The following is a 25610-nucleotide window of genomic DNA, read 5'->3' as shown; positions in this document are numbered from 1 at the left end:
TCCGAAAGAAATCCCATGACCGAATCTCTCGCCGGCGGCGCTGCCGCTGCGCCGCTCTCGATGCGTGCCGCTGCAACTTTCACGTCCGCTGCGGTCAGGGCTGCGCGACAGCTCTTGACCGATCTCGAACGCGGCCGGCGCATCGATACCGCGGTGCTGCGTGGCGCCATGGAGGCTGCCTTCGGGGCCTCGGACGCGGCCGGCGCCTGGAATTGGAAGACCGCCTACGACGTCTGCGAGGCGGCCACCGTTCTATTCCTTCGCAAGTTCGGTCCGGCCATCCGGACCAAGGCCGGCTCAACGGCCGCGATGCTGCCGATGCTCGCGAGAGTAACCAGTCTTCTGACGACCCACACGCGGCGTTCCGAGGACAGCCAGGCGCTACAACAATTCTCGACGCCGATCCCGCTGGGACTGGCCGCATGTACCGCAGCCGCCGTTACACCGGCCGACCGCGTTTTGGAGCCGTCCGCCGGGACTGGCTTGCTCGCCATTTTCGCCGAGCTCGCCGGCGGCGGCTTGATATTGAACGAGTTGGCCGAACCCCGTGCGGAGTTGCTCGATCACCTGTTCGCCGGCTTTGAGATCACGCGGTTCGACGCCGCCCAGATCGACGATCATCTCAATGCAGGCGTCGTACCTAGTGTCGTCTTGATGAACCCGCCGTTCTCGGCGCTGGCAAACGTCGATCGACGAGTGGCGGACGCGGCGCTCCGGCACATTGCGTCGGCCTTGGCGCGTCTTTGCGACGGCGGTCGTCTGGTCGCCATCACGGGGGCAAGCTTCGGGCCGGACAATCCGGCATGGCGAGATGCCTTCGTTCGCCTTCAGGAACGCGGGAGTGTTGTGTTTTCTGCTGCGATCGACGGCGCCGTCTACGCGAAGCACGGGACTCAGATCGACACACGGCTGCTTGTCATCGACAAGCAGCCTGCCGGAGATCCGAAGCTCTTTGCCGCCTCGCCGGGCATGGCGGGCGATGTCGCCACCTTGCTTGACTGGGTGACCCAGCATGTGCCTCCGAGGCTGCCCGTTGCCATTCCGGTCGTGCCCGAGGTCATCAAGCGCACTGCGATGTCGCGATCCCTCGGCGCCTCTGCACCACGCCTATCCTCTACTTCGCGCGTCGCCGCGCCGGAAGGCGTTGAGCTCGCATACGAAATAGTCGAGTGGTCGCCGCCGGAAGGCGCCCGGCTCACTGATGCGCTTTATGAGGAATACGGACTGCAATCGATCCGCATTGCGGACGCGCAGGCGCATCCGACCAAACTCGTGCAGTCGGCTGCAATGGCATCCGTCGCACCGCCAAGACCTTCGTATCGGCCGCACCTGTCGCCCAATCTCGTGGCGAATGGCACCCTGTCGGACGCGCAGCTCGAGAGCGTCATCTACGCTGGCGAAGCGCATTCCGAATTTCTCACAGGCTCCTGGACGGTCGATGCGACCTTCGATGTCGTGGCGGCCGCGCGCGATGGCGCGGAAAATGCCGTCCGCTTTCGCCGTGGCTGGTTCTTGGGCGATGGCACCGGTGCGGGCAAGGGACGGCAGGTCGCCGGCATCCTTGTCGACAACTGGCTCAAGGGCCGCCGGCGCGCGGTCTGGATTAGCAAATCCGACAAGCTGATCGAGGACGCGCAGCGCGACTGGTCCGCACTCGGCATGGAGCGGCTGCTTGTGACGCCGCTATCGCGTTTCCGCCAGGGGATGCAGGTCCGGCTTTCGGAAGGCATCCTATTTACCACCTACGCTACGCTGCGGACCGATGAACGCGGCGAGAAGCTTTCGCGCGTGCACCAGATCGTCGAATGGTTGGGCTCCGATTTCGACGGAGTGATCGTCTTCGACGAGAGCCACGCGATGCAGAACGCGGTCGGAGGCAAGGGCGAGCGCGGCGATCAGGCGGCCTCTCAGCAGGGGCGCGCGGGCCTGCGGCTCCAGCACGCCTTACCGAATGCGCGCGTGGTCTATGTGTCGGCTACCGGCGCCACCACGGTGCACAATCTTGCTTATGCACAGCGACTGGGATTGTGGGGCGGTGATGATTTCCCGTTCGCCACCCGAGCCGAATTCGTCGAGGCGATCGAGGAGGGCGGGGTCGCGGCGATGGAGGTGTTGGCGCGCGATCTCAAGGCCCTCGGTCTCTACGCGGCTCGATCGCTCTCTTACGAGGGCGTCGCGTATGAGCTCGTCGAGCACCAGCTGTCTCCAGAGCAGGTTCGCATCTACGACTCCTACGCCGATGCGTTCAGCATCATCCACAACAACCTCGACGCCGCGATGCGGGCCGCCAACCTCACCGGCGAGACCGGAACGCTGAACGGGCAGGCCAAATCCGCGGCACGATCCGCCTTCGAAAGCGCCAAGCAGCGGTTCTTCGGCCATCTCCTGACTTCGATGAAGACGCCCTCGCTGGTCCGCTCGATCGAGCGCGACCTTGAGGCTGGCCACGCCGCTGTCATCCAGATCGTCTCGACGGGAGAGGCGCTGATGGAACGCCGGCTCGTCGAGATCCCGACCGAGGAGTGGGGCGACGTCCGCGTCGACATCACGCCGCGCGAATACGTCCTCGACTATCTCGCCCATTCCTTCCCGGTCCAGCTCTATGAGCCCTTCACTGATTCGGAAGGTAACCTCTGCTCCCGGCCTGTCTATCGTGACGGACAACCGGTCGAGAGCCGGGAAGCCGTCGTCCGCCGCGACCGCTTGATCGAGAAGCTCGCGTCGCTCCCTCCGGTACCCGGCGCGCTGGATCAGGTTGTCCAGCGCTTCGGCACCGACATGGTCGCGGAAGTGACCGGCCGCTCGCGCCGCATCGTTCGCAAGGGCGACCGGTTGGTGGTCGAAAACCGGGCCGGCTCGGCCAACCTCGCGGAGACCTCGGCCTTTATGGATGACGCCAAGCGCATCTTGGTGTTCTCGGACGCGGGCGGCACCGGTAGGAGCTACCATGCCGAACTGTCGGCTCGGAATCGCCGCTTGCGGGTCCACTATCTGCTCGAGCCCGGCTGGAAGGCCGATGCCGCGATCCAGGGCCTCGGTCGGACCAACCGGACCAATCAGGCGCAGCCGCCGCTGTTTCGTCCCATAGCGACCAACGTGAAGGCTGAAAAGCGCTTCTTGAGTACGATCGCCCGTCGGCTCGATACGTTGGGAGCCATCACGCGCGGTCAGCGCCAGACCGGAGGGCAGGGCCTGTTCCGCCCCGAGGACAACCTCGAAAGCCAGTATGGCCCTGATTCGTTGCGTCAACTCTACACGCTGCTCGCGCGAGGCAAGGTCGACGGATGCTCGCTCGCGAGGTTCGAAGATGCGACCGGCCTGAAGCTGACGGATGTCAATGGGCTCAAGGATGAGCTACCGCCAATCACGACCTTCCTGAACAGATTGTTGGCGCTCACCATCGAGCTACAGAACATCCTGTTCACCGCGTTCGAGCAGCTCTTGACCGCTCGGATCGAAGGGGCCATCGCGTCGGGTATCTATGACGTCGGATTGGAAACGCTCCGTGCCGAGAGCTTTGTCGTCACCGACCGGCGGACGATTTACGCGCATCCGGGAACTGGCGCCGAGACCCGGCTTCTCACGATTACCCAGCGCCTGCGCAACCATCCTGCGGGCCTGGAAGACGCTCTCGCTCGTCTTTGCGATCCTCATGCCGTCCTGCTGGTCAACGAGCGCTCGGGACGGGGGGCCGTACAGGTCTCAGCCCCGAGTTTCATGCTCGACGACGGCGAGATCGAGCGGCGCGTTCGCCTGATCCGCCCGGTGGAGCAGCACAGCGTCTCGTTGAGCATGATGGCAGAAAGCCATTGGGTCGAAGCGGATCGCGAACGCTTTGCCGTCGCCTGGCTAGCGGAACTCGCCGAGGTACCCGAGTTTACGGAGAGTACGATCCATGTTGCAGCGGGCTTGCTGTTGCCCATCTGGAAGCGGCTGCCGAACGAATCGACCCGGGTCTATCGTCTCCAGACCGACGCAGGCGAACGCATCATCGGCCGCAAGGTCTCCGCCGCCTGGGTCGCCAACATTCTTGCGGCGGACGCGCCCGCGCTGACGCCGGAGGCTGCCTTTGCCGCGCTGATGGAGGGGCGGATCGTCCTCGACCTCGCCGAGGGGCTCCAGCTTCGTCGTGTCAGGGCGATGGGCGCATACCGGATCGAACTGTCCGGCTTCAACGACACGATGCGTGATCGGCTCCGCGCCTACGGCCTTTTTGGGGAGATCATCTCTTGGAAGCTGCGCATGTTCGTGCCCACGGATGTGAGCGGCGTGGAGGTCCTGTCGAAGGTGCTTGAGCACTATCCGGTTGCGCGCATCGGCGAGCGGGAGGCCGCCTGATGCCTCGCGATGCTGCCGAACTGTCACGCCGCCTCGCGCGCGAGGCCGAGGCGGTGTGCCGACACTACCTGTCCAATGGCAGGCGAGAAGGGCGGTACTGGCTGGTTGGCGACGTCCACAACACCCCGGGTCGGTCGCTGTTCGTGCGGCTCCAGGAATCGCCGAAGGGACCCGCAGGCAAGTGGACCGATGCTGCAACCGGCGAGCACGGCGATCTCCTCGACATCATCCGTGAAAGCCAGGGGTTGCGAGGTTTCCGCGAAGTCGCCGAAGAGGCGAGACGCTTTCTCAAGCTACCTCGTACCGAGCAGGATTTCGCATCGAAACCCGATCGTCCGGCGGTACCAGCCGGATCGCAGGAAGCCGCCCGCCGGCTCTTTGCGATATCCAGCCCGATCGAGGGGACCGTGGTTGAGACATATCTGCAGGGTCGCGGGATAGCCGATGTGCACCATGGCGGCAGCCTGCGCTTTCACCGACGCTGCTACTATCGGCCGGACGAGCACCTGCCGACCGAGACCTGGCCAGCGATGATCGCCTGCGTTACGAACCTCGATGGCAGGATCACCGGCGTGCATCGGACCTGGCTCGATCCCGGCGGCTTTGATCGCATACGACTCGGAAAGGCTCCGATCGATACCCCACGACGCGCGATGGGCGACCTCCTCGGTAATGCCGTTCGCTTCGGCGTGTTGGACGACGTGCTCGCCGCTGGCGAGGGGATCGAGACCATGCTGTCACTACGCTGCGTGCTGCCGACCATGCCAATGGCCGCGGCGCTTTCAGCCAATCACCTCTCAGCCATATCGCTACCATCTGGTTTGCGTCGGCTCTACATTGCCCGCGATGCCGATGCCGCCGGGGATACGGTGCACGCCGTTCTGACCCGGCGCGCAGCAGACGTCGGCATTGAAGCGATCGCGCTGTCGCCCCGGCTGGGCGACTTCAACGAAGATCTGCACATCTTCGGCCCCGAGACCCTCAGAGCAGCCTTGCGCCTACAGCTCGTGCCGGAGGATGTCGAGCGCTTCCTGCATTCCTCGAAGGTGCCAGCGGAATAGGTCGCTGTTGTTCGATCGATCGTGAAAGCTCGGTCATTCACGAGGCCAATGCCGGAAAAGGACGCGACCACGGCCTTCTAGAGGGCGATCGGACGGCAAGCGGCCCGGGCCGGCAACGGCTGCGGCCGGCTATTTTCCGCCGCGCGCCAGCGATGCGAATACACATCACATCTGGACGGCGCGCTTTGCATCGCGAGGCAAAATAGCCGGCCTCCGCCATCCTCCGCTGCCGCTTCGGCCCTTTCGGGTTCTGGCCCGTTCCGCCCGCCGTCTGAGTGATCGCCACGAAGGCCGCGATGGACGCGGCCGATCCGGCAAAGGACCTTCTCCCATGACCGATCATGACGACATCGAACTGCCGCACGCTTCATCTCCAACCGATCACGTCCTCACAGAATTGCAGCTCTTCGGCTACCGTCCGTTCGACGATCAGCCAGATCCAAGACCGCTTCCCGAGGGCAAGATGATCACCGGTGCGGTTGCCGATGTCTTCGACGCCCTGGTTGCGACCTTGAGCGACACGCGACTTGAGCCGGATCTCAACGAGCTCCTTTGGTCGACCGTCAACCTGTTTCACCGTGCCGTCGATCGCATCGAACGCCAGCTCGACGACAACGAACAGATGCAGCAAAAGAGCCAGCGCGAGCAGAATGGCTCCGAGGTGCGATCGGTCGAACTCGAGCGTCTGACGGCCGAAGGCATCACGTTCATGGAGCGCCGCAATTGCCTGGAACTCTTCCGCGACCAGGCGGTCGAACGTTTTGAGGCCCACACCGGTTCGTCCTGGCGTCCTCGGTCAGGATCTCTGGTCAACCATCGCACGCTCACGGCAACGATGATCGACTCCCGCGACTTCATCGCGGCCAAGCGTCGTTCAGAGACCGAGGTCATGTTGCCGCCAGGGCCGAAGATCGCACTGACCGGTGGGCTCGACTTCAATGATCACCACCTCATCTGGGATCGTCTCGACAAGGTTCATGCCAAGCATCCCGACATGGTCCTGTTCCATGGCGGCTCGCCCAAGGGCGCCGAACTGATCGCGTCCAAATGGGCGACCGCTCGGAAGGTGCCACAGATTGCCTTCAAGCCGGACTGGACCAAGCACGCCAAGGCGGCGCCATTCAAGCGCAACGACGTCATGCTCGAATTCCTGCCGATCGGTGTGATGCACTTCCCGGGTACGGGAATCCAGGACAACCTCGCCGACAAGGCGAAGCGCCTCGGTATTCCCGTTTGGAAGTTCGGCGGCGCGTGAGCACCGTCTTGCTCGCGCAACCGAGGCGGAGTCGCAGGCGCCGCAACTCCGCCTCGTTTCGCCAATATATCAACGGTTGCGCCGTGGTGGTGGTGGAAGGCGCGACCATTACACCTTTGTACATGGAGCCACCACCATGCTTGCCCTTGGGCTTCTCCTCAACACCGTTGGCATCGGCTTGTTCTGCTGGCTGGTCTTTGCGCTGGCCGTATATGCCTTGCCGTTTTTCGTCGCACTGAATATCGGAATGATGGCGTTTCATGGCGGCGCCGGCGTCGTCGGCGCGCTGCTCATCGGAATTGCCGGTGGCGCACTGACACTTGCCTTTGGTCAAACCGCCCTCGCTGTTGCTCGATCGGTGGCCTTGCGCGTTGCGATCGCAGCCGCATTTGCTGTTCCAGCCGCCGTCGCCGGCTACAATGTGGTGCTTGCGCTTTCGCAGTTCGGCGAGCCTTCGTCCGCTTGGCGAGAGGTCTTGGCTTGCGTGGGCGCGATTTGCGTCGGCACGGCGTGGACGCGCCTGACCGTGTTTGCGGAGACCCGCTCGTTCGAGCCGGCCAAGCTGATGAAGCAACCGTCTCACCCCATTCTCACGACCGCCACGCGCGAGGGATGATCCTTCGTCGCCTTCGTCGTCAAACAGGTTCGCCTAGATCGGTGCGTTGAACGAGGGGTCATCGAGCTTGAGCGAGAGGTAATCTCGACCCATTTCGGCGTGCTTTGGCCAAGCCGCGCCCATTCCCGTCCGGCCCACATAGCCGCGGTGGCGCGGTGAGCTTCGCTCTCGTTCGTTCCTTTGCCGACGATACCGCCCTTTGCGGCAGATTGTTTCCCTTTCTACGCCTGATCGTTTCGACCTCTTGTGCAGCTCGACCGAGATTCGCCAAGTCTTCTCCTTAAGATTGCGGTTCAGCTCGCGGACGCACGTGGCCTCTTTGATGGCTTGATCTGGCCGAAGACCGGCTTCGCCTCGATCGTCTGAGCCGCAACGCCGTTGATGAGACTTTCTTCCCCTGGGCTTGCGCCCATTCCTCGCGAGGCAAGAAAGTCGCAACAACGGCGTCCTCCGCTGCGCTCCGGCCCTTGGAGCGGGTGCGTCGCCGATCGTCCTCGGCCTTTAGATCGCCATCGAGGCCGCGGTGGTCGCGGGCTCGAAACACAACAGGAGAAGTGACATGGCTAACATCGGTTCTTTCAAGAAGGTGGGCAACGATTTCCAGGGCGAGATCGTCACCCTGAGCCTGCAAGCCAAGGGCGTACGCATCGTCGCCGAGACCAACCGCTCCAACGACAACGCTCCCAGCCACCGCATCTACGTGGGCCGGGCCGAGATCGGCGCAGCCTGGTCGAAGCGCTCCGAAGAGGGCCGCGATTACCTCTCGCTCAAGCTCGACGACCCCTCGTTCAATGCACCGATCTACGCGAACCTGTTCGACGACGAAGGCGGCGAGGGCTACACGCTCCTCTGGTCGCGCCCGCGCAAGAATGGCGAATAAGATCGCTGCACTACACCCCGCCCGGTCCGCCGGGCGGGGCCAGGTTCGGCAGCTATCCTCCGCATCGTCGATTGGCCCTCGTCTGGCAGGCTCCGCAAAAGCGGAATCCGATGCACGCATCGTGAGGTTGGCAACCTGGCTGGGGCCGTACCCCTTATCGCATTGTCCAAAGCTGCTACGGGCCCCGCGTCTTCGCGGCGGCCCGAGCTTTGGGCGGTGCCGTCTCGGGCATCATCAGCATAGCGCAGAGCCCGGCCGCGGAAGCGAAAAGCATGTACCAAGCGGGCGCCAATGCGTTCCCAGTAACGTGAATCAGCCAAGCGACGACGAGTTGAGCTGTGCCCCCGAAGATCGCTATCGCAACAGCGTAGATCGTCGCGAAGCCGCCGCCGCGGATGCTCTTGGGCAACCCTTCGGCCATACCGACATAGAAGGCGCTATACGGAATCGTTCCGACGAGGGTGAGCGCGCCGAGACCTGCGAGAAGCGCCATGGGACTGCGACTCTCTACGATCCACAAGAACACCGGATAGGTCATCAGCAGCGCGGCGATCTGCGGCCATATCATGATGGGCCGGCGTCCTGCCCGATCTGCGAGCCAGCCGCCCAAGAGTGCCGCAGCAATGCCTACCGCATTGCTGACGACAGTGGTCGCAAAGGCGAGAGGCGCAGCAACTTGCAGGGTGTTCAGCGCATAAGTCGTCATATATTCCGTAATATAGGTGAAAATCGTGCAGCTGGCCAAAATGACCAATCCCAAGCTCATCATGCGGCGGCTGGCACGCAATTTCCTTGCGGGCTCGACGGCGAGAGCCGGCGCTTCAGGTCGGTGCAGCGTTTCGGGCAGGGCCCTGCGCAACCAAAGTCCGAACGGCAGCGTACAGGCACCGAGCAGAAACGCGATCCGCCATCCGTACGCATTCAGCGACTCGCTTGTCATGGTGAGGGAGAGTACTTCTCCGACCAGCGCGCCGGCCGTTGCAGCTATTTGTTGGCTGGCAGGCTGAAACGAGACGGCAAGGCCCCGGCGTCCGGCCGGGGCCGCTTCCATCAGATAGGCGGTCGTCGGACCGACTTCGCCTCCGAGGGCGAAGCCCTGCACCAAACGCGCGAAAATAACCAATAACGGAGCAGCGATCCCTATCGTGTCATACGAGGGCGTCACAGCCAACACGAGTATCGCGGCGCTCATCATGACAAAACTGGCGGTCATTGCAGGCCGGCGTCCGACTCGATCCGAGTACGAGCCGATCACAATGGCCCCGATGGGTCTGGTCACGAAACCCGCTCCGAAGGTCGCGAGCGACAGCATAAGGCTGGCGAACTGATCCTTCGCCGGGAAGAACGTGTGACCGATCTGGATGGCGAAAAAGCTATACGTCCCGAAGTCGTAAAATTCGAGCATATTACCGATCGTCGCGCCCAACACTGCATGGCTGGTCAAGCCGTCATCTGCCGCAATGAGCGTCGGCTTCGAGTTTCGCCGAGTGAATTGTTTAGCCATGCGCTTGGATCCGTCTCGAATGCGATCCTAAAACATTTCGACAGACTATGTGGAGCACGTTGCGATTCGCATGAGCCACGAGCGGGTTCGCGCGAAACGCAATCTCAAAAGGCTGGATCACTATGGCGCAGCCGTGAGCCTGTACGTGGCCCCATTACAATCTTTGCCACGTCCATGAAGGCCCGCGGACAACGCCAGCGATCGCGCTCGGCGTTGCGGGATCGGGTCTGGGCGACGGTAATCTGTGTGGGCGCAGCGCGACCAGATGGCTGGGCTTGGGATAGCGTTGTAGCTCAGAGAATTCCGGCAACACTGTACCGATCCAGCTCGTGAATCGTAGTTCGAATATGCATTAGTGTTGAAATGGCTTGAACCGCACGTAGCGTAAGGTTGTAGAGTTGAAAAAAAGCGGCCGCGCGAGAATGGCGCGTTAGCGCAAATGACTAACAGGAAAATCAAGAGAGGTCTGATAGCGATTGAGTTGGGATCCAATCACCTGGAAGATGAGGATCGTCTCGGTGCGAGCGCCCCGCCGTATTGTCTTGAGATGTAATGATGTGAAATGACGGGATGAGTGGTGACGGCCTTGGAATAGCGTTTGCTCGTGTCGAAGCCGCACCGGAGCCAGGTAACAAGAGGCTGCCAAACCCCAGAAACTTCCAACCACTGCTCTCGCGCTGTGGAGGCAACCAATGTCTAGCCTGGCTCCGGATGGCGATGACGACCCTGCGGAGCCGCGCAACGCGCTGGCGGCGCGCCTCAGAACGGATCTACGTTGCTTAATGCCCCCTAAACGAGATTGCTCGCGCGAGCCACATCAGCGACTTCTCGACCACAGTGGTCAAGCACGACAAGCAGTTGCGAATAATGGCGGATCGCGCGGAGTAGTTCAGCGGCTGAACAGTCAACATGTGTCATTGCTGCTGAACGCTTTCGGCAAGTGGCGCGAAGATGAGAGCACCTGCAGGGCTATATTCGATCGCTGGCGACGTCGCCGCGCCGATTGCGCCGGCATCGGGCTCTCTGAGTTTGTTCCCAGGGACTGTCGGTTCTCGGCATCGGATTCAGTAGATCGCCGGAACAGAAAGACTGCCGTCACGCCGCAGGGGCCATCGCCGGTGAGGTGTTGAGCCGCGACGGCCAACTCCCTCGCTTTGCGCCGATAGAACTTGCGAACCTGCTGAATGGATTCAGCAAGTGGCCAGAAGACGCCCGATCAAACCGTTAACCCCACGCGCAACTGCTTTCAAGCATTGCCACTGCATCGAACGTTGCACTCAAATATCCCCGCATTGCCGTGGTGGTGCGTGGCAGCAATGCGATCGCTTTCATCGCAAGTCCGGCTGTTGAAGTCAGCCGAAACGGGAAGTCGAGTATTGGCAGGTACCTTTCGCCCTTCTTTTCAGTACGCTCAGACGATGAGCTCAATGTCGAAGATTGTAGCGGTCGGGGCAATTTTCTTAGGAGAAGCCCTTTCGATAATCGCGGAGTTGGTCGCCTCAAAGCAGTTCGAAAAAGCCGGCGCGAATCTGACAACGCTTCTGCCGATGTTCCTGCTGATAATGATTGGTGGTGTCCTGCTCGTCTACGGATACGCACTCGGCTACATGCATCTCAAGAATATTTGGATAATTGTCGCAATATCGGTGGGAGCTATTTTGGTGGTGGAGCCGATTCTCGCGTTGCTGCTCTTTCGAGAAGTACCGACAATCGGCTCGCTGATCGGGCTGGCGTTGGGCGCGCCTGGTACGCTCGCTGCGACATTCTTATAGGCGCCATCGTGAGTCTGGTTCATGGCGGGCGCAGATTGAGAGTTACGCAACTTGGTTCTGCTCAATTTCGAACGCAAGAGCAGGAAAGGAGTTCTGTTGGATGTTAGCTCCGAGCTACTTTGTGCGAGCATGATCATTGGGTCGCGGGAGCTTTCAATTAAAGCTTTGCATACCCGCCTTCATTCGCCGACCTTCACCCAGGAACGATGCGTTAGACGGACACCCGGCTTGATCGATTATGGTACTGGTGGCAGTTCGGTAATATAATACCACACTGGATTGATGGAGTAGATCTCGTTGATGGTCGCTGCCCCATAATGGTTGACTTTGTTGGACGTTAGACCACCTTTAGTGGAATTCCCTCGTCCGCTCTCGGGCAAAGGATCGCAAAGATGCCGATCGCGACGATAGTTCTGGCCACCGTCAATGCGCCTCACAGTAAGCAGCTGGACGAGGAGGCACTCGTTTTTTGCCTTAAGAATCCTGCCGCTGCTAAAGAAGTGCCAGGACACATGGCAGCTTTCTTCGGTGAAGTTGAGCTGTCCTTGCAGAAAGACTTCGCACATCAGTTCGGCATCAGCGATATGGAGCTCGTTGCTTCTGCAAAAGCGTTTTCCAGCTATTCCGGTGAGCATTACCCGCTTGCAGCGTGATAATCGATAAGACCAGTTCGGATTGGGCGCAGCTATTTCGGATAGCGTGCCGCCTGATTGGTCAGGTTAACTCCCAAGGAACGATCATAGATCATTGGACCTTCGGCGGAGGCACCGCGATGATGCTGCAAATTGCGCATCGGGAAAGCCACGACGTGGACATCTTTCTTTCCGATCCGCAACTATTGCCGTTCTTGGACCCGCAGAAGCAGGACTTCAAATTCGAGATACTGCCAAGCGAATACCAAGGTGACGGTAATCGCTTTCTCAAATTGGCATTCGAAGCCATTGGCGAGATCGATTTCGTCGTGGCTGGCCCAAAGACCACGAATCCAACGATCGAGAGAGAAATTGAGGGGGTGAACGTCCTTCTAGAAACGATCCCGGAAATCATCGCCAAAAAGATCGTCTATCGTGGGAAGAGCATTAAACCGCGAGATATCTTCGATATTGCTGCAGCGGGGGTCGATCATTCTGCTGATCTGATCCGCGAGCTCAACCCATATCGACAAAACGTGATCGAAACTATCGCTCAGATCGACAAGCTAAATCCTGAGTTTGTGCGTGGGGCAATAGACAGTCTAATTATAAGGGACGACTATAGAGGAGTTGCCGCAAAAGCTCTCGACCGCACAAAAGAGATCCTTCGGGCTGTGTGAGCCAATTCCTTCTGCGATAAATAGCGCGTCTGCCGCGCATGAGTTTTTGGCCGCCGCCGTTCCGGTCGCGGCAGTCGCCGCAGCTGTTTGTCAGCATCTCAGCCCCTGTCAGGTGTTTGTCGCTCGCCCGATGGCTGGCATCTGCTCCGCCCCGGTCCGGTGGAACACGGATCTGGTCCAAAGAGCCGCCGATGGTCATGCGCGTCATACGCAGCCGAATTGCTGTTTGATGGCGATTTCGACGCTCGCCCATATGCAGTACGTTGACTGCGGCGCCACGATCGGACGCGCGACAGGTCCCGCTTTTCACCATTCATCCAAACGGCGGCGCGAACGCCTGAAACCGCTAGGCGGGTGCTCGACGCGCATATTGCCAGTGGCAGCTATCGCATCATTGCAGCGCTGTTCGCCCAGAAGCGCATCCTCGATCGCGCCTGGAAGATGCGCGATCTGCGCAATCGAACGATCCGACTGACACAGAGCGACCTCGCGCTGGTGCGGACGATAACGCAAGCCTGTGCGGTTCAAGCGCAAGGGCGACCACTCCTCTGTAAGGGGTATCGTAAAATCATCCCGGCATCTTCGGCATCCCCATAAGCAGTTCTACTACGCGATCGTGACCGTCGACGCGCGGCGACGCACGCCTGCACTCAAGACGATCACGGAGCTTTTCAAATGTCCGACCGGAGCGCGGATCAGCCGCAGCGATATCTGCGCACACCCGAAGCAGCGCGCTTTCTGAGCTTGTCCGCCCGCACGCTGGAGAAACACCGAACGTACGGAACCGGTCCGGAATATCACAAGATCGGCGGGCGCGTAGTCTATTCAGTGGCTGACCTGACAGCATGGGCCAAACTGGGCAAGAAGAAATCGACCTCGGACCCGGGAGTTGGCACCGTACTGCCCGCAAAGCGGCATGCGCCTATTCCCTATGCGGGTAAAGAGAGGCGCTAGCCATGTCCGCAAACGAGTCCTCAGCGCACCACCGCCTCTCCGAGCGCGAGCTGCTTGATCTGTTTCGTGCAATTCCCAGCGATTTAGCGCCGCGCGATGCTCAGGACCTCATGGCCCTTCCATTCTATTCGCTCGCGAAAACGAAGCGAATTGTGCCGATTGATTGCCGTGTCGTTGCGATCTCAATTCATGCCGAAGCCGTGCCAAAACATGGCACAGCGGCCATCTGGGATGCGAACGTTCTCATCTGGGCGGCGTACCAAATCGTCGAATCCAGTGACGCCGTATCGAAGCCGACGCGCCCGATGGCTGCGACGGCTGATGAGAGTCTAATCTATGTCGGGCGTGGTACGAGGACGCAGGACTATGATCAGCTGAAGGCGGGTTCCGACAGGCTGCAGTCAACGACAGTGCAGACCTCGATCATGCTCGCGCCGCCCAAGACTTTTGCTTGCGACGTACGACAACTCGTCGAGTACCAGACATTGCCCGGCTATCAGCTCAAGCTAATGCACGATCGGCACGATACTGAGCGCCAGAACGTCGCACTAACGCCTGTTGATCCCTTAGCAGAACGCTTCCGTGGGGCGCGGTCTCATTCTACATTCGGAGGCCAATCTGTGAATCCGCCAGTGCCATCGGGGACCGCAACTCACGTGCTGTCGGGAACCCGATTCTTGCGCTATTTGGCACCGAAATCGGACCTAAGCGATTGTTCCTGGGCGTTTGCCAGCCACCACAATTTTATTGATCAGAAGTCCTTCGGGGACCAGATCACAAGCCGCATTGGAGGTGACTGCCAAAGGCAGGCCGCCTGTCCTGCTTGGCCGCAGAAGCCACACACGCTCTTCACCGAACTCCGAGCTTACGGCTCCCAGCCCCAGCCTCAGGGAGCGGCAGCATGAGCGACCTTACCGAAGTGGAAGTGTTGTGGCTCGAGAAACGTATCGAAAACCGCATTCGGTTCGGTCGCATCGTCGAGGAACGGAAGATTGATCGTCACCGGCGCGTCCTGGCATTTGCACCCGGCAGCATTTTTGCTTTCGTTCGGTGGACATCCAATGACTTTGGAACTGCCATTTCGCGGATTGACATTTTGCGCGCGGTTGCACCGGGGCAGCGCTGCTCGACCGTTCCGTATGTGAAGCCCGGCGGAAAGATTTTGCTGCGACTCTCTGGCTGGCCGAAGGTCGAACGAGTGTTGCAGATGACCGATGCCATTGAGGCGCTCGGCATCAATCCTGCTGATGTCGCACCTGATCATTGGCATCACGTTCATAATCGTCTGTCCGTCAACGAAAACCCGCGTTCCTACTCGAAAGCGCGCCATCAGGTTTGGCTCCATCGTCAGAGAGTAATGCGGTGACAGGTCGCCTGAAGACGCTGACTGCAACGTTTGGGGCCGCTGTTGCGCTGCTCACGACAATCGCCATGGAGCCGCTTCCGCTCTACATCTGGAATGCATCGACGAGCGTGCCAATCGGTCTCTATCGCTTACGACCAGCGAAAGGCTTCCATGTCACCGAACTGGTCGCTGTTCGGCCGCCGGAGCCGCTCGCAACCTTCCTTGATCTCAACGGATATCTGCCCATTGGCATCCCCCTGCTCAAGCGCGTGCTGGCCCTCCCAGGGCAGAACGTCTGCAGAAGTGGGCTCACGATTTCAGTCGATGAAATTACGGTCGGCGAGGCGCGGGATCGCGATGGACGCGGCCGGCCGCTGCCGAAATGGCAGGGCTGCCACGTCGTTGGCGACGGCGAGCTCTTTCTCATGAACTGGCAGTCGGACGACTCCCTTGACGGGCGGTATTTTGGATTTCTTCCGGCTTCGGCCGTGATCGGGCGTGCGTTCCCGGTGTGGACACGGGAGGAATGATCGTGCGTGTTCCGCATGTCTATCCCGCAATTCCTCTGTTTGATCGATTACGGAACCATTCCTCCGTCTCGAACAATGTTTGCAAGGCCGACGCGCGCAGCGGCGGTCCAGGGCGGCCGAATGACCGGCGCGAATGCTGCAAGGGCGTGAGCACGACAGCATGCTCAGCTCGGTCGGGCGTGCGTGTTTGGGCTGTCGTGCCACTGCTGTTTATTTTGACCGCGTCGCAAACTGGTGCTTTGGCTGAGAACAGACCGGCGGCTCGAGCGGTCCATCAAGCAGAAAGCCCGTTCGCCGCCTTTATGGAAGAAGCGTCACGACGCTTTGCAATCCCGGTGGACTGGATCAGGTTTGTGCTGGACAGCGAAAGTTCCGGCCAAGTGCGTGTCAGATCGCCCAAAGGTGCGATGGGCCTCATGCAAGTCATGCCCGCGACTTGGGCAGAACTGCGCCTGCGCTATGACCTAGGCAACGATCCGTTCGATCCGCGCGACAACATTCTGGCAGGCACGGCATATCTGCGTGAATTGCTCAGCCGCTATGGCTCGCCTGGCGTGTTTGCCGCGTACAACGCGGGACCAACTCGCTACGAAGAGTTTCTCACGGGCCATTGCCTGCCTAGTGAAACGCGAGCCTACGTGATCAAGCTTGCAAGCCGCCTGGGCATCAAACTGCCTCCGACGTGGATCGCCGACCGACGGTTGTCGGCAGCGGCAATGTTATTCATTGCACGATCCGATCTCATGCATAGGGACGATCCGCCAGCGTTCGTACCTTCGAGCGACACAACGACTGCATTCTCGTCGCGAGATATTTTGCACATGGGCCCCAAGTCCACCGGGATGTTTGTCGCCCGATCAGGTTCGGGAGCGTCGCGATGATCAGGCGCGGGTCGGCAAGCGGTGGCGACCTTCAAGGAACGATTGGCGAAACGGCAAGACCAGTGCGCAAACACGACGTATGTGTTCGAGGCCTGCGCGTGAGGTCGGACATTGACGAGGCTGATGCTCTCGCGCCGGGCATTTGCGGGCAACGCCCCTGCAGCGCGAGCTCCTATTTCGTACGGGGAACAGGTTTGGAAGCTTTCGCGATCTCTGATTCGGCACATTCGATCGCGGCACTGAACTCTGCACTCTTCCACCTATCGACCGAATGGCCGTCATCGAACGGCTCGTTGGAAGCGTCCCGCGCTCGTGCGACCAACTCACGGAGCGCGGCAAGGGCTTGCGATAGCGGTTTGGCATCCGCTCCGTTTCGGGGAGATTGCGTCACCTCTCTAGCTCCATCACATCGCGATTACGGACCGTCAGGCAGTTTCGTTACACTGGATCACCGTCACTATTGTGCCGGGTCTGATCTTGTGTGCTTCGCAAACCTCTGCTCAGGCGGCGGCAGCGCCAGGCTCTGCGCATATTCAGTTCCACGGCAGCAGTTGCTCAATTCGGCTTACGGGATGCCGGAAAGGCGGAGAGCGATCACGAACGGTCGACGGCTCTTCAAATCGGGCTTCGAGATACCGGTGCGCGGGGATAGCGCGACCGTGGCCGAATCCGGAGCCAGGTGCAACGACTTGGAACGTCGTTGCCACAAGGGAGAGCTCCGATGAAACTTTACGTTGGACTGGACGTCGGTCTTGAGGAAACCAGCCTTTGCGTCGTCGATAACGAGGGCCTCACCGTCCGCGAAGTGAAGCTCGGGACGGAGCCAGAGGCGATCCGCTCCGCTTTGGAGGGCTACGCGGATCACCTCGATAGGGTGGGAGTCGAGGCGTCATCGCTTGGCATCTGGTTATACCGCGAACTGCAGCCGGCCGGAGTTCCGATCGTTGTTGTCGAGGCGCGCCACATGCGTGTTTCGCTGTCGACGATGCGCAACAAGACCGATCGAAACGATGCGCGTGGCATCGCACAGATGATGCGTCTGGGCTGGTACCGGGCAGTCCATGTCAAGAATATCGACATGCAGAGGATGCGTTCGCTTTTGGCCAACAGGAAGCTCCTCAAGCGAAAGCTGATCGATATCGAAGATCACATTCGTGGCACGCTCAGGGCTTACGGCTTGCTCACGGGGGCCGTGGGTCGGGGAGGCTACGACGCACGCGTCCGGGAGCTGCTCGAGCACAGCGATCCGGTATTGTCCTTGATGATTGAGACCATGCTGGATGTGCGGCGGGCGATCTTCGACGGCTACGACAGATTGCATCACGTGCTCCTTCAAGTGGTCCAGCATGATACAGTGTGCCGCCGGTTGATGACGGTGCCTGGTGTCGGTCCCGTTGCGGCGCTGTCGTTTAAGGTCGGTGTCGATGATCCTCATCGCTTTGCGCGATCCCGCACGGTCGGCGCGCATTTTGGCCTGACGCCGAGACGCCACCAGTCCGGGACGTCGATCGATTTTGAAGGTCATATCAGCAAACAGGGCGATATCTCTGTGAGAGAAGCGCTCTGCGAGGCGGCTGCAAGCCTGCTGCTCCGGGTCAGGAAATGGTCGGCATTGCGAGCATGGGGCCTGCGGATCGCGAAACGGTCGAGCATGTTGTGCGCGATCGTCGCGGTCGCACGCAAGCTCGCGAGTATCCTGCACAGGATGTGGGTCAACGAGACCGACTTCCACGTCGGCTTCGGTGCCAAAGTCACGCAGCGATTGCGCCTGAAGCCTGCGCAGTAACTGCTGTGGGATCACGGAGGATGAGCGCTGGTGTTGCAACCGGCCTGCTGAGAAGGAGCTACAGTTAGAGATCCGCGCGCGCGGTGAGCGTCCCCTGGCGGGGCCGCGAAACGGGGAATGTCCGCTATTTCTTGCCTGCTACCGCCCTCCGGGGAGAGCGCCAGACTGCTTGGACACCCCCGTTGACGAACCTGATGAAGAGCATGCGACGGCCAAGTGCTGAACGCGAAGGAACGCATGGACCCCGCCTGGCGAATGCAAACCGCAGCCGCGGTTTTGGTGAGGCGTGTGCGTTGTTGCTGCAAGGAGTGCGTGATGACTGAAGTGCAGAAAGTCGCAGAAAAGCGTAGGCGTGGCTTGACTTTGCACGCCCGATTAGGAAGGCGAGATAAAAGGGGCTCGCCGGTCGAACCGCAAGCCATTGACATGACTTGGGTTCCGGCGTGCCGGTCGGTCGGGGCGCGTGCCGCGCCTTGCATTTTGACGAATGCAATCAAAGAGTTTTTCGGCACGGCATGCGCTCTTGATTGCCGGGAGGTCCGGTCATGACCGCAGACGACAGCGATCTGCGTGTTCGGCCCGGGCGCATCCGCGGTACGCGCGCGCCGAAGCAAAAGAGCTTCATCAACCAGGTGTTGCGCGCAGCAAAGAAGGCCGGACACACCTCGGGACAGGCCGCGGCTGGTAGGCGTTCTGTGGCCTATGGGCGCTCGACGTTTGGCCGCGGCCGGCTCGCCTTTAGTCGCTGCCGGTTGTTCAGCCCGACACGGCGCGTCGTGGTGAAAGCGCGCGTTGTTCGCCACAAAGGGCGAGCCTTCCGCTCAGCGCCACTGACCGCCCATCTCTCATATTTGAAACGCGATGGCGTCACTCGAATCGGCGGGAGGGCCGAGATGTTCGATGCCCGCAGCGACCGTGCTGACGGCGCGGCGTTCGCGGAACGCTGCAAGGACGACCGCCATCATTTCCGTTTCATTGTCTCGCCCGAAGACGCCGGTGATATGACCGATCTCAAGGCCTTCACCCGCGATCTTGCCAAGCAGATGGAGACCGATCTCGGCACGCGGCTCGATTGGGTGGCTATCGATCATTGGAATACCGACAACCCTCATGTCCATCTTCTCGTTCGTGGCGTAGATGAGGAGGGAACCGATCTCGTGATCTCCCGCGACTACATCAGCCGGGGTCTGCGTTCACGCGCCGAGGAACTTGCCGCCATTGAACTAGGTCCGAAACCGGAACATGAAATCCGCATTTCGCTGGAGAGGGAAGTCACGGCAGAGCGATGGACGCGGCTCGATCAGGAGATCCGGCTGGCAGCCGACGAAACCGGCTATATCGATCTGCGTCCTGAGAATCCCGGCAGCTCCGATCCCGAGATCCGCCGCCTGATGGTCGGCCGCCTTCAGCATCTGGAGAAGACCGGCCTCGCTGCACCCGCGGCACCAGGGGAATGGACGGTCGGGCTTGAAGCTGAGCGCAGTCTGCGCGACCTCGGCATGCGCGGCGACATCATCAAGACCATGCACCGCGCCTTTACCGAGCGTGGGGAACCGCGCGGTATTGCCGACTTCGTCATCGAAAGTGGACAGCCGACGTCCCAGATCATCGGACGGCTGGTCGATCGGGGATTGCATGACGAACTGACTGGCGAGGCTTTCGCCCTGATCGACGGAACGGATGGACGTGCACACTACGTCCGCTTCCGTGGAATCGAGGCCTTCGACTATGCACCACCGACCGGCGGTATCGTCGAAGTCCGGCGCTTCGGTCCTGCCGGCGATCCGCGCCCCACCTTGGTCCTCGCGAGCCGTTCCGATCTCGATCTTGCTGAACAGGTCGCCGCGAAAGGCGCGACCTGGCTCGACCATCGCTTGGTCGAACGCGCGCGCATGCCGCTCGCCATGGGTGGTTTCGGCCGCGAGACCCGCGACGCCATGGCAGCCCGTACCGAGCATCTGATTCAGGAGGGGCTGGCACGGCGGCAGGGCCAGGGCATCATCTTGCAGCGCGACCTGCTGAATACGCTCCGCGGACGCGAACTGGACGAGCTGGCAGCAAAAGTCTCGGCCGACACCGGCCTGCCTCATATGAAGGCTGCCTCCGGTGAGCATGTGGCGGGCGTCTATCGCCAACGCATCACGCTCGCCTCGGGTCGCTTCGCCATGGTCGATAACGGACTTGGCTTTCAGCTCGTGCCCTGGTCTCGCGAACTTGAAAAGAGGCTGGGCAAGGACGTCGCCGGCGTCATGAAGGACGGTGGCGGCATCGAATGGAGTTTTGGTCGGAAGCGCGACCTCGGCCTCTAGCTATCTCAGCATTTTAGTTGCGGAAAAAGGCGTTCGGGATGTCCGGAACCAAAATCCTTTGGGGACAGGTGATCGTTGTTGGCCTGATCGTTTTGCTCGCCATCTGGGGAGCAACCGAGTGGGCGGCTTGGCGGCTCGCATATCAACCGGAGCTTGGGCGGCCCTGGTTCGAGCTATCAGGCTTCAAAGTCTATTACCCGCCTATCTTTTTCTGGTGGTGGTTCGTCTACGATGCCTATGCACCACAGGTCTTTGTCGAGGGGGCCCTCATCGCAGCCTCGGGGACCTTCTTTTCGATCGCGGTGGCGATCAGCATGTCGGTCTGGCGGGCGCGCGAAGCCAAGAACGTCGAGACCTATGGTTCGGCGCGCTGGGCCGATGTGCGGGAGATGAGAGCGGCCGGCCTTCTCGGTCCGGATGGCGTGGTGCTGGGCAAGCTCGACCGCGACTATCTCCGCCATGACGGACCAGAACACGTGTTGTGTTTTGCACCCACACGGTCGGGTAAGGGTGTCGGCCTCGTCGTTCCATCGTTGCTGGCTTGGCCGGGCTCGGCCATCGTCCACGACATCAAGGGCGAGAACTGGCAGCTGACGGCGGGCTTTCGTTCGCGGCATGGCCGCGTCCTCTTATTCGATCCCACCAACCCAAAATCTTCGGCCTACAACCCGCTGCTCGAGGTCCGGCGCGGCGAGTGGGAGGTTCGTGACGTGCAGAACGTCGCTGACGTCCTGGTCGACCCCGAAGGCTCCCTCGATAAGCGGAACCATTGGGAGAAGACCAGCCATTCGCTGCTGGTCGGCGCCATCCTCCACGTTCTCTATGCCGAGGCGGACAAGACTTTGGCAGGTGTGGCCGCTTTTCTGTCCGACCCGAAGCGGCCGATTGAGGCGACGTTGAAGGCGATGATGACTGCGCCGCACCTCGGTGAGCAGGGGGCTCACCCTGTGGTCGCCTCGACTGCGCGCGAACTCCTCAATAAATCCGAGAACGAACGCTCAGGAGTCCTGTCCACGGCGATGTCGTTCCTCGGGCTTTACCGCGATCCCGTTGTGGCTCAGGTGACCCGCGCTTGCGATTGGCGAATCGCGGATTTGATTGCCGATGCCAGTCCCACGACGCTTTACCTCGTAGTGCCACCCTCCGATATCTCACGGACCAAACCATTGATCCGTCTGGTGCTGAACCAGATTGGCCGGCGCCTGACCGAAGATCTGCACGCCCGCGACCGGCGGCATCGCATCCTGATGATGCTCGACGAGTTCCCGGCCCTGGGGCGGCTTGATTTCTTCGAGTCCGCACTCGCCTTTATGGCGGGGTATGGCATCAAGAGCTTCTTGATTGCGCAATCGCTCAATCAGATCGAAAAGGCCTACGGGCCCAATAATGCGATCCTCGACAACTGCCACGTGCGCGTCAGCTTCGCGACCAATGACGAGCGGACCGCCAAGCGGGTATCCGACGCGCTGGGCACTGCGACGGAGATGCGCGCGATGAAAAACTATGCCGGTCACAGGTTGAACCCTTGGCTGGCGCACCTCATGGTCTCGCGGCAGGAGACGGCGCGGCCGCTCTTGACGCCTGGCGAGGTCATGCAGCTTCCGCCGATGGACGAGATCGTCATGGTGGCGGGCACGCCACCGATGCGGGCAAAGAAGGTCCGCTACTATGAGGACCGGCGGTTTACCGAGCGTGTCTTGCCGCCGCCCGATCCGGCGGCATCCGGGCGATCATCGCGAACGGACGGATGGTCAACGCTTGGAACGCTGACGCCGGCGCCGCTTCCAGGGGACAGGGGGCAGGGAGAGGAAGACACGGCGAACAGCGGTCTCCGTCGTGAGCCCGAACTCCCCGATCACGTCGCGATCGTCAAGGAGAAAACCGAACCGACGCCGGCAGAAGAATTTGCCGTCGTTCTTGACGATGATGAGGATGTGATTCGTCAGTCCCGGCTCATACGCCAACAGATGCGCGGTGTCGCGCGTCAGGTCGCCATGGACCCGAATGACGGTATGGAGCTCTGAGGCAGTATGCGCGACCGGATGAACGTATATTTCCCGCCAGAGCTTCTGAAACAGATCTCGGATCTGGCCGACCGCAAGAACCTTTCCAGGTCTTCGATCGTGGAAGCGGCAGTCGCTTCCTTTCTGTCGCCGGACGGCGCGGACAGGCGGGAGGCAGCCTTCACTCGGCGTCTGGACCGGCTGTCACGTCAGATGCAGAGGCTGGAGCGTGACGTCGGTCTGACGGCCGAGACTTTGGCCCTCTTCATTCGCTTCTGGCTGACGATCACGCCACCGTTGCCCAATGACGCGCAGGCGGCCGCGCAGCTTAAGGGCAGGGAACGTTTTGAAGGATTTGTCGAGGCGCTCGGCCGCCGTTTGCAAAAAGGACAGAGCTTCCTGCGTGAGATTCCAGAAGAGATCGTCCGTCAGGAACCGGTCGGTGAAGCTGACTGAGGCCCTCGGCACGTTATCGCACCCGCCCCTCCTTTTTCTACGCCAGCCTACGACCGCAGCAATTTAGCCGAGCTGACAAAAAGCCGGACGCGCTATCGGCTCGCACGAGCTGAGAGCAAAAGGGGGCCAGCATGCAAATCTCAATAGCATGGCGTCGAACTGCGCGCGTTTTTCTCCCTTTTGCGGCTGGATACTATCTTTCGTACCTGTTTCGAACGATCAACGCTTTGATCGTCGGCCATCTCAGCTCGGACACCGGGCTTGGGACTGCCGACCTCGGGTTGCTGACGTCAGTCCATTTCCTCATTTTCGCAGCGGCTCAGATCCCCATCGGCATATTGTTAGACCGCTTTGGTCCGCGTCGCGTCCAGAGTGCTCATCTTTTGCTGGCCGCGGTGGGAACCGGACTTTTTGCGGTATCGACCGGTTTCCTGTCACTTTTGATCGCGCGTGCAATGATCGGGCTTGGCGTGGCGGCATCGCTCGCAGCAGGGCTGAAGTCCATCGTTCTTTGGTTTCCCAGGGAGCGAGTTGCCTTGCTTAACGGCTACATGATCATGCTGGGATCGCTAGGAGCGGTGACCGCTACGGCTCCAGTCGAACACCTACTCGCTTGGATGGGGTGGCGGCAGCTCTTTGAGATCCTAGCGGCCGCGACCGGCGCGACCGCCATCCTCATCTATGTCGTGGTTCCTGAACGAGCCATTGTCCCATCGACAGCGTCAATTCCCATCACCCTTAGCTCCGTTTTCACTGATGGGCGTTTCTGGCGTATTGCACCGTTGTCGGCGACTTGCATTGGATCGGCCTGGTCTCTCCAGGGATTGTGGGCATCGCCGTGGCTGACAGACGTAGAGGGGCTCGATCGCACAAATCTCGTCAGAGAGCTCTTCATAATGTCGATCGGACTTTGCGGCGGTGCTTGGCTGTTCGGCACGACGGTCCATCACATCAAACGAAGAGAATTCGGGGCGGAGACGATATTAGCGATGGTTGCAGTGCTACTTATCGCAGCCGAGTTGGCCTTGATCCTGCGAGCGCCTCTGCCGTCCGTCCTGCCCTGGTCCGTTGTCGCAATTGTTGGAACGGCAACCGTGGTCAGCTTCGCGGTGATAGCGGATTACTTTCCGCTAGAATTTGTCGGCCGTGCCAACGGCGCCTTGAACGTTCTGCATTTCGGTTGGGCATTTCTTGCACAGTACGCGACGGGCCTTATCCTGGAGCAATGGTTCATGATCGATGGGCATAGGCCCATCATCGCCTATCAAGTCGCGTTCGGTCTCAACGTGGCAGTGCAGGTCGCGGCATTGCTTTGGTTCGCGCTTCCTTGGCTCCGATGCTCCACTTCGTGGATGAGTTCGTTTTCCTTGTTCGTGCCGGCTAACAGCTCCGACGTCGTCGAGTCGGTCGGTTTGTATGAGAGTTCCGTCGTACTAATTCCTTTGGATGACGATGGGGAGTGGTGAGCAGCGGCTCACGGCGAGCTATCCGATCACGCAGGTCTCAAGTTTCAGCTCGCAAACTTTCTTTTTCTACGCCGGTCTACGATCGCGCGAAGCGCTCGTTGCGCCAAGCCCACGGGTGTCTTTGTAATTGTCCCCATCTGAGGGCGCTCTGTGGGGCCCTCCTTCGGTGGGGGCAGCGGTGGCAGTTCATTCCTTTCAATCGGAAGCGAATTCGCGCGGTGCGAGAATGCTGCGTAGCGCACTTGGCGCGGCGATTGCCGGCTACCTCGAAGATGAGACGATTATCGAGGTCATGCTCAATCCAGATGGGCGGTTGTGGATTGACCGGTTGTCAAATGGCCTGATCGACACCGGCGAAACTCTGTCCGCAGCGGATGGCGAGCGCATTGTTCGCCTGGTGGCGCATCATGTTGGGGCCGAGGTGCATACCGGCGCGCCACGGGTTTCGGCCGAACTGCCTGGCACCGGGGAGCGCTTTGAAGGTCTCTTGCCTCCGGTCGTTGCTGCACCGGCTTTTGCTATCCGCAAGCCCGCTGTCGCCGTGTTTACGCTCGACGATTATGTCGCCAAGCAGATCATGACTTCCGAGCAGGCCAAGATCCTCAAGAGCGCGGTCGCCGCACGCAAGAACATCCTCGTCGCCGGGGGGACATCGACGGGCAAGACAACGTTGACAAATGCGCTCTTGGCCGAGGTCGCGAAGACTTCCGATCGGGTCGTGCTGATCGAAGATACTCGAGAACTCCAGTGCAAAGCGCCAAATCTCGTAGCTTTGCGGACAAAAGATGGTGTCGCCACACTATCGGATCTCGTTCGGTCCTCGCTGCGACTACGTCCGGATCGTATCCCGATCGGCGAGGTCCGCGGTGGCGAAGCACTCGATCTGCTCAAGGCCTGGGGCACCGGTCATCCCGGCGGCATCGGTACCATCCATGCCGGCACCGCCATCGGCGCACTGCGGCGGCTCGAGCAACTCATCCAGGAAGCCGTCATCACGGTGCCGCGTGCCCTTATCGCCGAGACCATCGACCTCGTTGCTGTGCTCGCGGGGCGCGGTGCTGACCGTCGCCTCGCTGAGCTCGCCCTCATCAAGGGACTTAGTGCTGCCGGCGACTACAGCCTTTCATCAGCAGGAGACTGAC

Annotated in this window: 21 protein-coding genes and 1 pseudogene; 20 read left to right on the top strand and 2 right to left on the bottom strand. The window is 60.8% G+C overall.

Features of this window, described 5'->3' with window-relative positions:
• Nucleotides 1-15 precede the first annotated feature (15 nt).
• The 4 genes from QA639_RS35675 to QA639_RS35660 all read left to right on the top strand — a co-directional run bounded on the left by QA639_RS35675 (nucleotide 16) and on the right by QA639_RS35660 (nucleotide 7270).
• Nucleotides 16-4338: a strawberry notch-like NTP hydrolase domain-containing protein gene (locus QA639_RS35675; RefSeq protein ID WP_283090681.1), complete on the top strand. Its 4323-nt coding sequence runs from the start codon at nucleotides 16-18 to the stop codon at nucleotides 4336-4338.
• Nucleotides 4338-5399, top strand: a complete 1062-nt coding sequence (locus QA639_RS35670; protein WP_283088515.1) for a DUF7146 domain-containing protein — start codon at nucleotides 4338-4340, stop codon at nucleotides 5397-5399. The genes QA639_RS35675 and QA639_RS35670 overlap by 1 nt, the downstream gene beginning before the upstream one ends.
• A 331-nt stretch (nucleotides 5400-5730) precedes the next feature.
• Nucleotides 5731-6654, top strand: coding sequence for a DUF2493 domain-containing protein (locus QA639_RS35665; RefSeq protein ID WP_283088514.1), 924 nt, complete (start codon nucleotides 5731-5733; stop codon nucleotides 6652-6654).
• 136 nt (nucleotides 6655-6790) lie between these two features.
• Complete coding sequence (locus QA639_RS35660; RefSeq protein ID WP_283088513.1) at nucleotides 6791-7270, top strand: hypothetical protein; 480 nt, start codon at nucleotides 6791-6793, stop codon at nucleotides 7268-7270.
• A gap of 36 nt (nucleotides 7271-7306) precedes the next feature.
• Here QA639_RS35660 and QA639_RS35655 read toward each other — a convergent pair.
• Nucleotides 7307-7426: pseudogene (locus QA639_RS35655) on the bottom strand (DUF736 family protein); the annotation flags it as partial.
• Between the two features lie 403 nt (nucleotides 7427-7829).
• On the opposite strand from QA639_RS35655, the gene QA639_RS35650 reads away from it, so the two are divergent.
• The gene (locus QA639_RS35650) at nucleotides 7830-8150 is read left to right on the top strand and encodes a DUF736 domain-containing protein (protein ID WP_018454792.1); all 321 of its coding nucleotides are present in this window, start codon (nucleotides 7830-7832) and stop codon (nucleotides 8148-8150) included.
• 175 nt (nucleotides 8151-8325) lie between these two features.
• Here QA639_RS35650 and QA639_RS35645 read toward each other — a convergent pair whose 3' ends face one another.
• The gene (locus QA639_RS35645) at nucleotides 8326-9654 is read right to left on the bottom strand and encodes an MFS transporter (protein WP_283088512.1); all 1329 of its coding nucleotides are present in this window, start codon (nucleotides 9652-9654) and stop codon (nucleotides 8326-8328) included.
• 1427 nt (nucleotides 9655-11081) lie between these two features.
• Here QA639_RS35645 and QA639_RS35640 point away from each other — a divergent pair.
• The 15 genes from QA639_RS35640 (at nucleotide 11082) to trbB (ending at nucleotide 25609) form a co-directional block, all read left to right on the top strand.
• A complete protein-coding gene (locus QA639_RS35640) occupies nucleotides 11082-11426 on the top strand; it encodes a hypothetical protein (protein WP_283088510.1) in 345 nt (114 codons plus the stop codon).
• Between the two features lie 392 nt (nucleotides 11427-11818).
• Entirely contained in the window at nucleotides 11819-12079 is a 261-nt protein-coding gene (locus QA639_RS35635) for a hypothetical protein (RefSeq protein WP_283088509.1), read from the top strand.
• A 119-nt stretch (nucleotides 12080-12198) separates the two neighbouring features.
• Nucleotides 12199-12738, top strand: coding sequence for a nucleotidyl transferase AbiEii/AbiGii toxin family protein (locus tag QA639_RS35630; protein ID WP_283088507.1), 540 nt, complete (start codon nucleotides 12199-12201; stop codon nucleotides 12736-12738).
• Between the two features lie 354 nt (nucleotides 12739-13092).
• Nucleotides 13093-13335 (top strand): DNA -binding domain-containing protein, encoded by a 243-nt coding sequence (locus tag QA639_RS35625; protein WP_283088506.1) that lies wholly within the window; start codon nucleotides 13093-13095, stop codon nucleotides 13333-13335.
• Between the two features lie 78 nt (nucleotides 13336-13413).
• Nucleotides 13414-13692 carry a helix-turn-helix transcriptional regulator gene (locus tag QA639_RS35620; protein WP_283088505.1) on the top strand — a complete coding sequence of 93 codons (279 nt, stop codon included), beginning with the start codon at nucleotides 13414-13416 and terminating at the stop codon, nucleotides 13690-13692.
• A 2-nt stretch (nucleotides 13693-13694) separates the two neighbouring features.
• Nucleotides 13695-14597, top strand: coding sequence for a replication initiator protein A (locus QA639_RS35615; protein WP_428841108.1), 903 nt, complete (start codon nucleotides 13695-13697; stop codon nucleotides 14595-14597).
• Nucleotides 14594-15058 carry a DUF2840 domain-containing protein gene (locus tag QA639_RS35610; protein WP_283088504.1) on the top strand — a complete coding sequence of 155 codons (465 nt, stop codon included), beginning with the start codon at nucleotides 14594-14596 and terminating at the stop codon, nucleotides 15056-15058. The genes QA639_RS35615 and QA639_RS35610 overlap by 4 nt, the downstream gene beginning before the upstream one ends.
• Nucleotides 15055-15567 (top strand): S26 family signal peptidase, encoded by a 513-nt coding sequence (locus QA639_RS35605; RefSeq protein ID WP_283088503.1) that lies wholly within the window; start codon nucleotides 15055-15057, stop codon nucleotides 15565-15567. The genes QA639_RS35610 and QA639_RS35605 overlap by 4 nt, the downstream gene beginning before the upstream one ends.
• Nucleotides 15564-16448 (top strand): lytic transglycosylase domain-containing protein, encoded by an 885-nt coding sequence (locus QA639_RS35600; RefSeq protein WP_283088501.1) that lies wholly within the window; start codon nucleotides 15564-15566, stop codon nucleotides 16446-16448. The genes QA639_RS35605 and QA639_RS35600 overlap by 4 nt, the downstream gene beginning before the upstream one ends.
• 721 nt (nucleotides 16449-17169) lie before the next feature.
• Entirely contained in the window at nucleotides 17170-18234 is a 1065-nt protein-coding gene (locus QA639_RS35595) for an IS110 family RNA-guided transposase (RefSeq protein ID WP_283088500.1), read from the top strand.
• 545 nt (nucleotides 18235-18779) lie between these two features.
• The gene (locus QA639_RS35590) at nucleotides 18780-20543 is read left to right on the top strand and encodes a relaxase/mobilization nuclease domain-containing protein (protein ID WP_283088499.1); all 1764 of its coding nucleotides are present in this window, start codon (nucleotides 18780-18782) and stop codon (nucleotides 20541-20543) included.
• A 38-nt stretch (nucleotides 20544-20581) separates the two neighbouring features.
• Nucleotides 20582-22567, top strand: a complete 1986-nt coding sequence (locus tag QA639_RS35585) for a conjugal transfer protein TraG (RefSeq protein WP_283088498.1) — start codon at nucleotides 20582-20584, stop codon at nucleotides 22565-22567.
• A 6-nt stretch (nucleotides 22568-22573) separates the two neighbouring features.
• The gene (locus QA639_RS35580) at nucleotides 22574-23002 is read left to right on the top strand and encodes a CopG family transcriptional regulator (protein WP_283088497.1); all 429 of its coding nucleotides are present in this window, start codon (nucleotides 22574-22576) and stop codon (nucleotides 23000-23002) included.
• Nucleotides 23003-23133: 131 nt separating this feature from the next.
• Complete coding sequence (locus QA639_RS35575) at nucleotides 23134-24468, top strand: MFS transporter (protein WP_283088496.1); 1335 nt, start codon at nucleotides 23134-23136, stop codon at nucleotides 24466-24468.
• A gap of 226 nt (nucleotides 24469-24694) precedes the next feature.
• Nucleotides 24695-25609: a P-type conjugative transfer ATPase TrbB gene (gene trbB / locus QA639_RS35570; RefSeq protein ID WP_283090680.1), complete on the top strand. Its 915-nt coding sequence runs from the start codon at nucleotides 24695-24697 to the stop codon at nucleotides 25607-25609.
• The last annotated feature ends 1 nt before the right edge of the window (nucleotide 25610 follow it).

It is taken from the genome of Bradyrhizobium pachyrhizi (genome assembly GCF_029714545.1).
In the GTDB taxonomy this organism is placed as follows: Bacteria; Pseudomonadota; Alphaproteobacteria; order Rhizobiales; family Xanthobacteraceae; genus Bradyrhizobium; species Bradyrhizobium pachyrhizi.
The sequence above is the reverse complement of the archived record's forward strand: the minus strand, read 5'-3'. Positions and strand labels throughout refer to the sequence as shown.

Coding starts and splice junctions, on each gene's coding strand:
- QA639_RS35675 (WP_283090681.1), top strand. CDS start 16: ATGACCGAATCTCTCGCCGGCGGCGCTGCCGCTGCGCCGCTCTCGATG.
- QA639_RS35670 (WP_283088515.1), top strand. CDS start 4,338: ATGCCTCGCGATGCTGCCGAACTGTCACGCCGCCTCGCGCGCGAGGCC.
- QA639_RS35665 (WP_283088514.1), top strand. CDS start 5,731: ATGACCGATCATGACGACATCGAACTGCCGCACGCTTCATCTCCAACC.
- QA639_RS35660 (WP_283088513.1), top strand. CDS start 6,791: ATGCTTGCCCTTGGGCTTCTCCTCAACACCGTTGGCATCGGCTTGTTC.
- QA639_RS35650 (WP_018454792.1), top strand. CDS start 7,830: ATGGCTAACATCGGTTCTTTCAAGAAGGTGGGCAACGATTTCCAGGGC.
- QA639_RS35645 (WP_283088512.1), bottom strand. CDS start 9,654: ATGGCTAAACAATTCACTCGGCGAAACTCGAAGCCGACGCTCATTGCG.
- QA639_RS35640 (WP_283088510.1), top strand. CDS start 11,082: ATGTCGAAGATTGTAGCGGTCGGGGCAATTTTCTTAGGAGAAGCCCTT.
- QA639_RS35635 (WP_283088509.1), top strand. CDS start 11,819: ATGCCGATCGCGACGATAGTTCTGGCCACCGTCAATGCGCCTCACAGT.
- QA639_RS35630 (WP_283088507.1), top strand. CDS start 12,199: ATGATGCTGCAAATTGCGCATCGGGAAAGCCACGACGTGGACATCTTT.
- QA639_RS35620 (WP_283088505.1), top strand. CDS start 13,414: ATGTCCGACCGGAGCGCGGATCAGCCGCAGCGATATCTGCGCACACCC.
- QA639_RS35615 (WP_428841108.1), top strand. CDS start 13,695: ATGTCCGCAAACGAGTCCTCAGCGCACCACCGCCTCTCCGAGCGCGAG.
- QA639_RS35610 (WP_283088504.1), top strand. CDS start 14,594: ATGAGCGACCTTACCGAAGTGGAAGTGTTGTGGCTCGAGAAACGTATC.
- QA639_RS35600 (WP_283088501.1), top strand. CDS start 15,564: ATGATCGTGCGTGTTCCGCATGTCTATCCCGCAATTCCTCTGTTTGAT.
- QA639_RS35595 (WP_283088500.1), top strand. CDS start 17,170: ATGAAACTTTACGTTGGACTGGACGTCGGTCTTGAGGAAACCAGCCTT.
- QA639_RS35590 (WP_283088499.1), top strand. CDS start 18,780: ATGACCGCAGACGACAGCGATCTGCGTGTTCGGCCCGGGCGCATCCGC.
- QA639_RS35585 (WP_283088498.1), top strand. CDS start 20,582: ATGTCCGGAACCAAAATCCTTTGGGGACAGGTGATCGTTGTTGGCCTG.
- QA639_RS35580 (WP_283088497.1), top strand. CDS start 22,574: ATGCGCGACCGGATGAACGTATATTTCCCGCCAGAGCTTCTGAAACAG.
- QA639_RS35575 (WP_283088496.1), top strand. CDS start 23,134: ATGCAAATCTCAATAGCATGGCGTCGAACTGCGCGCGTTTTTCTCCCT.
- trbB (WP_283090680.1), top strand. CDS start 24,695: ATGCTGCGTAGCGCACTTGGCGCGGCGATTGCCGGCTACCTCGAAGAT.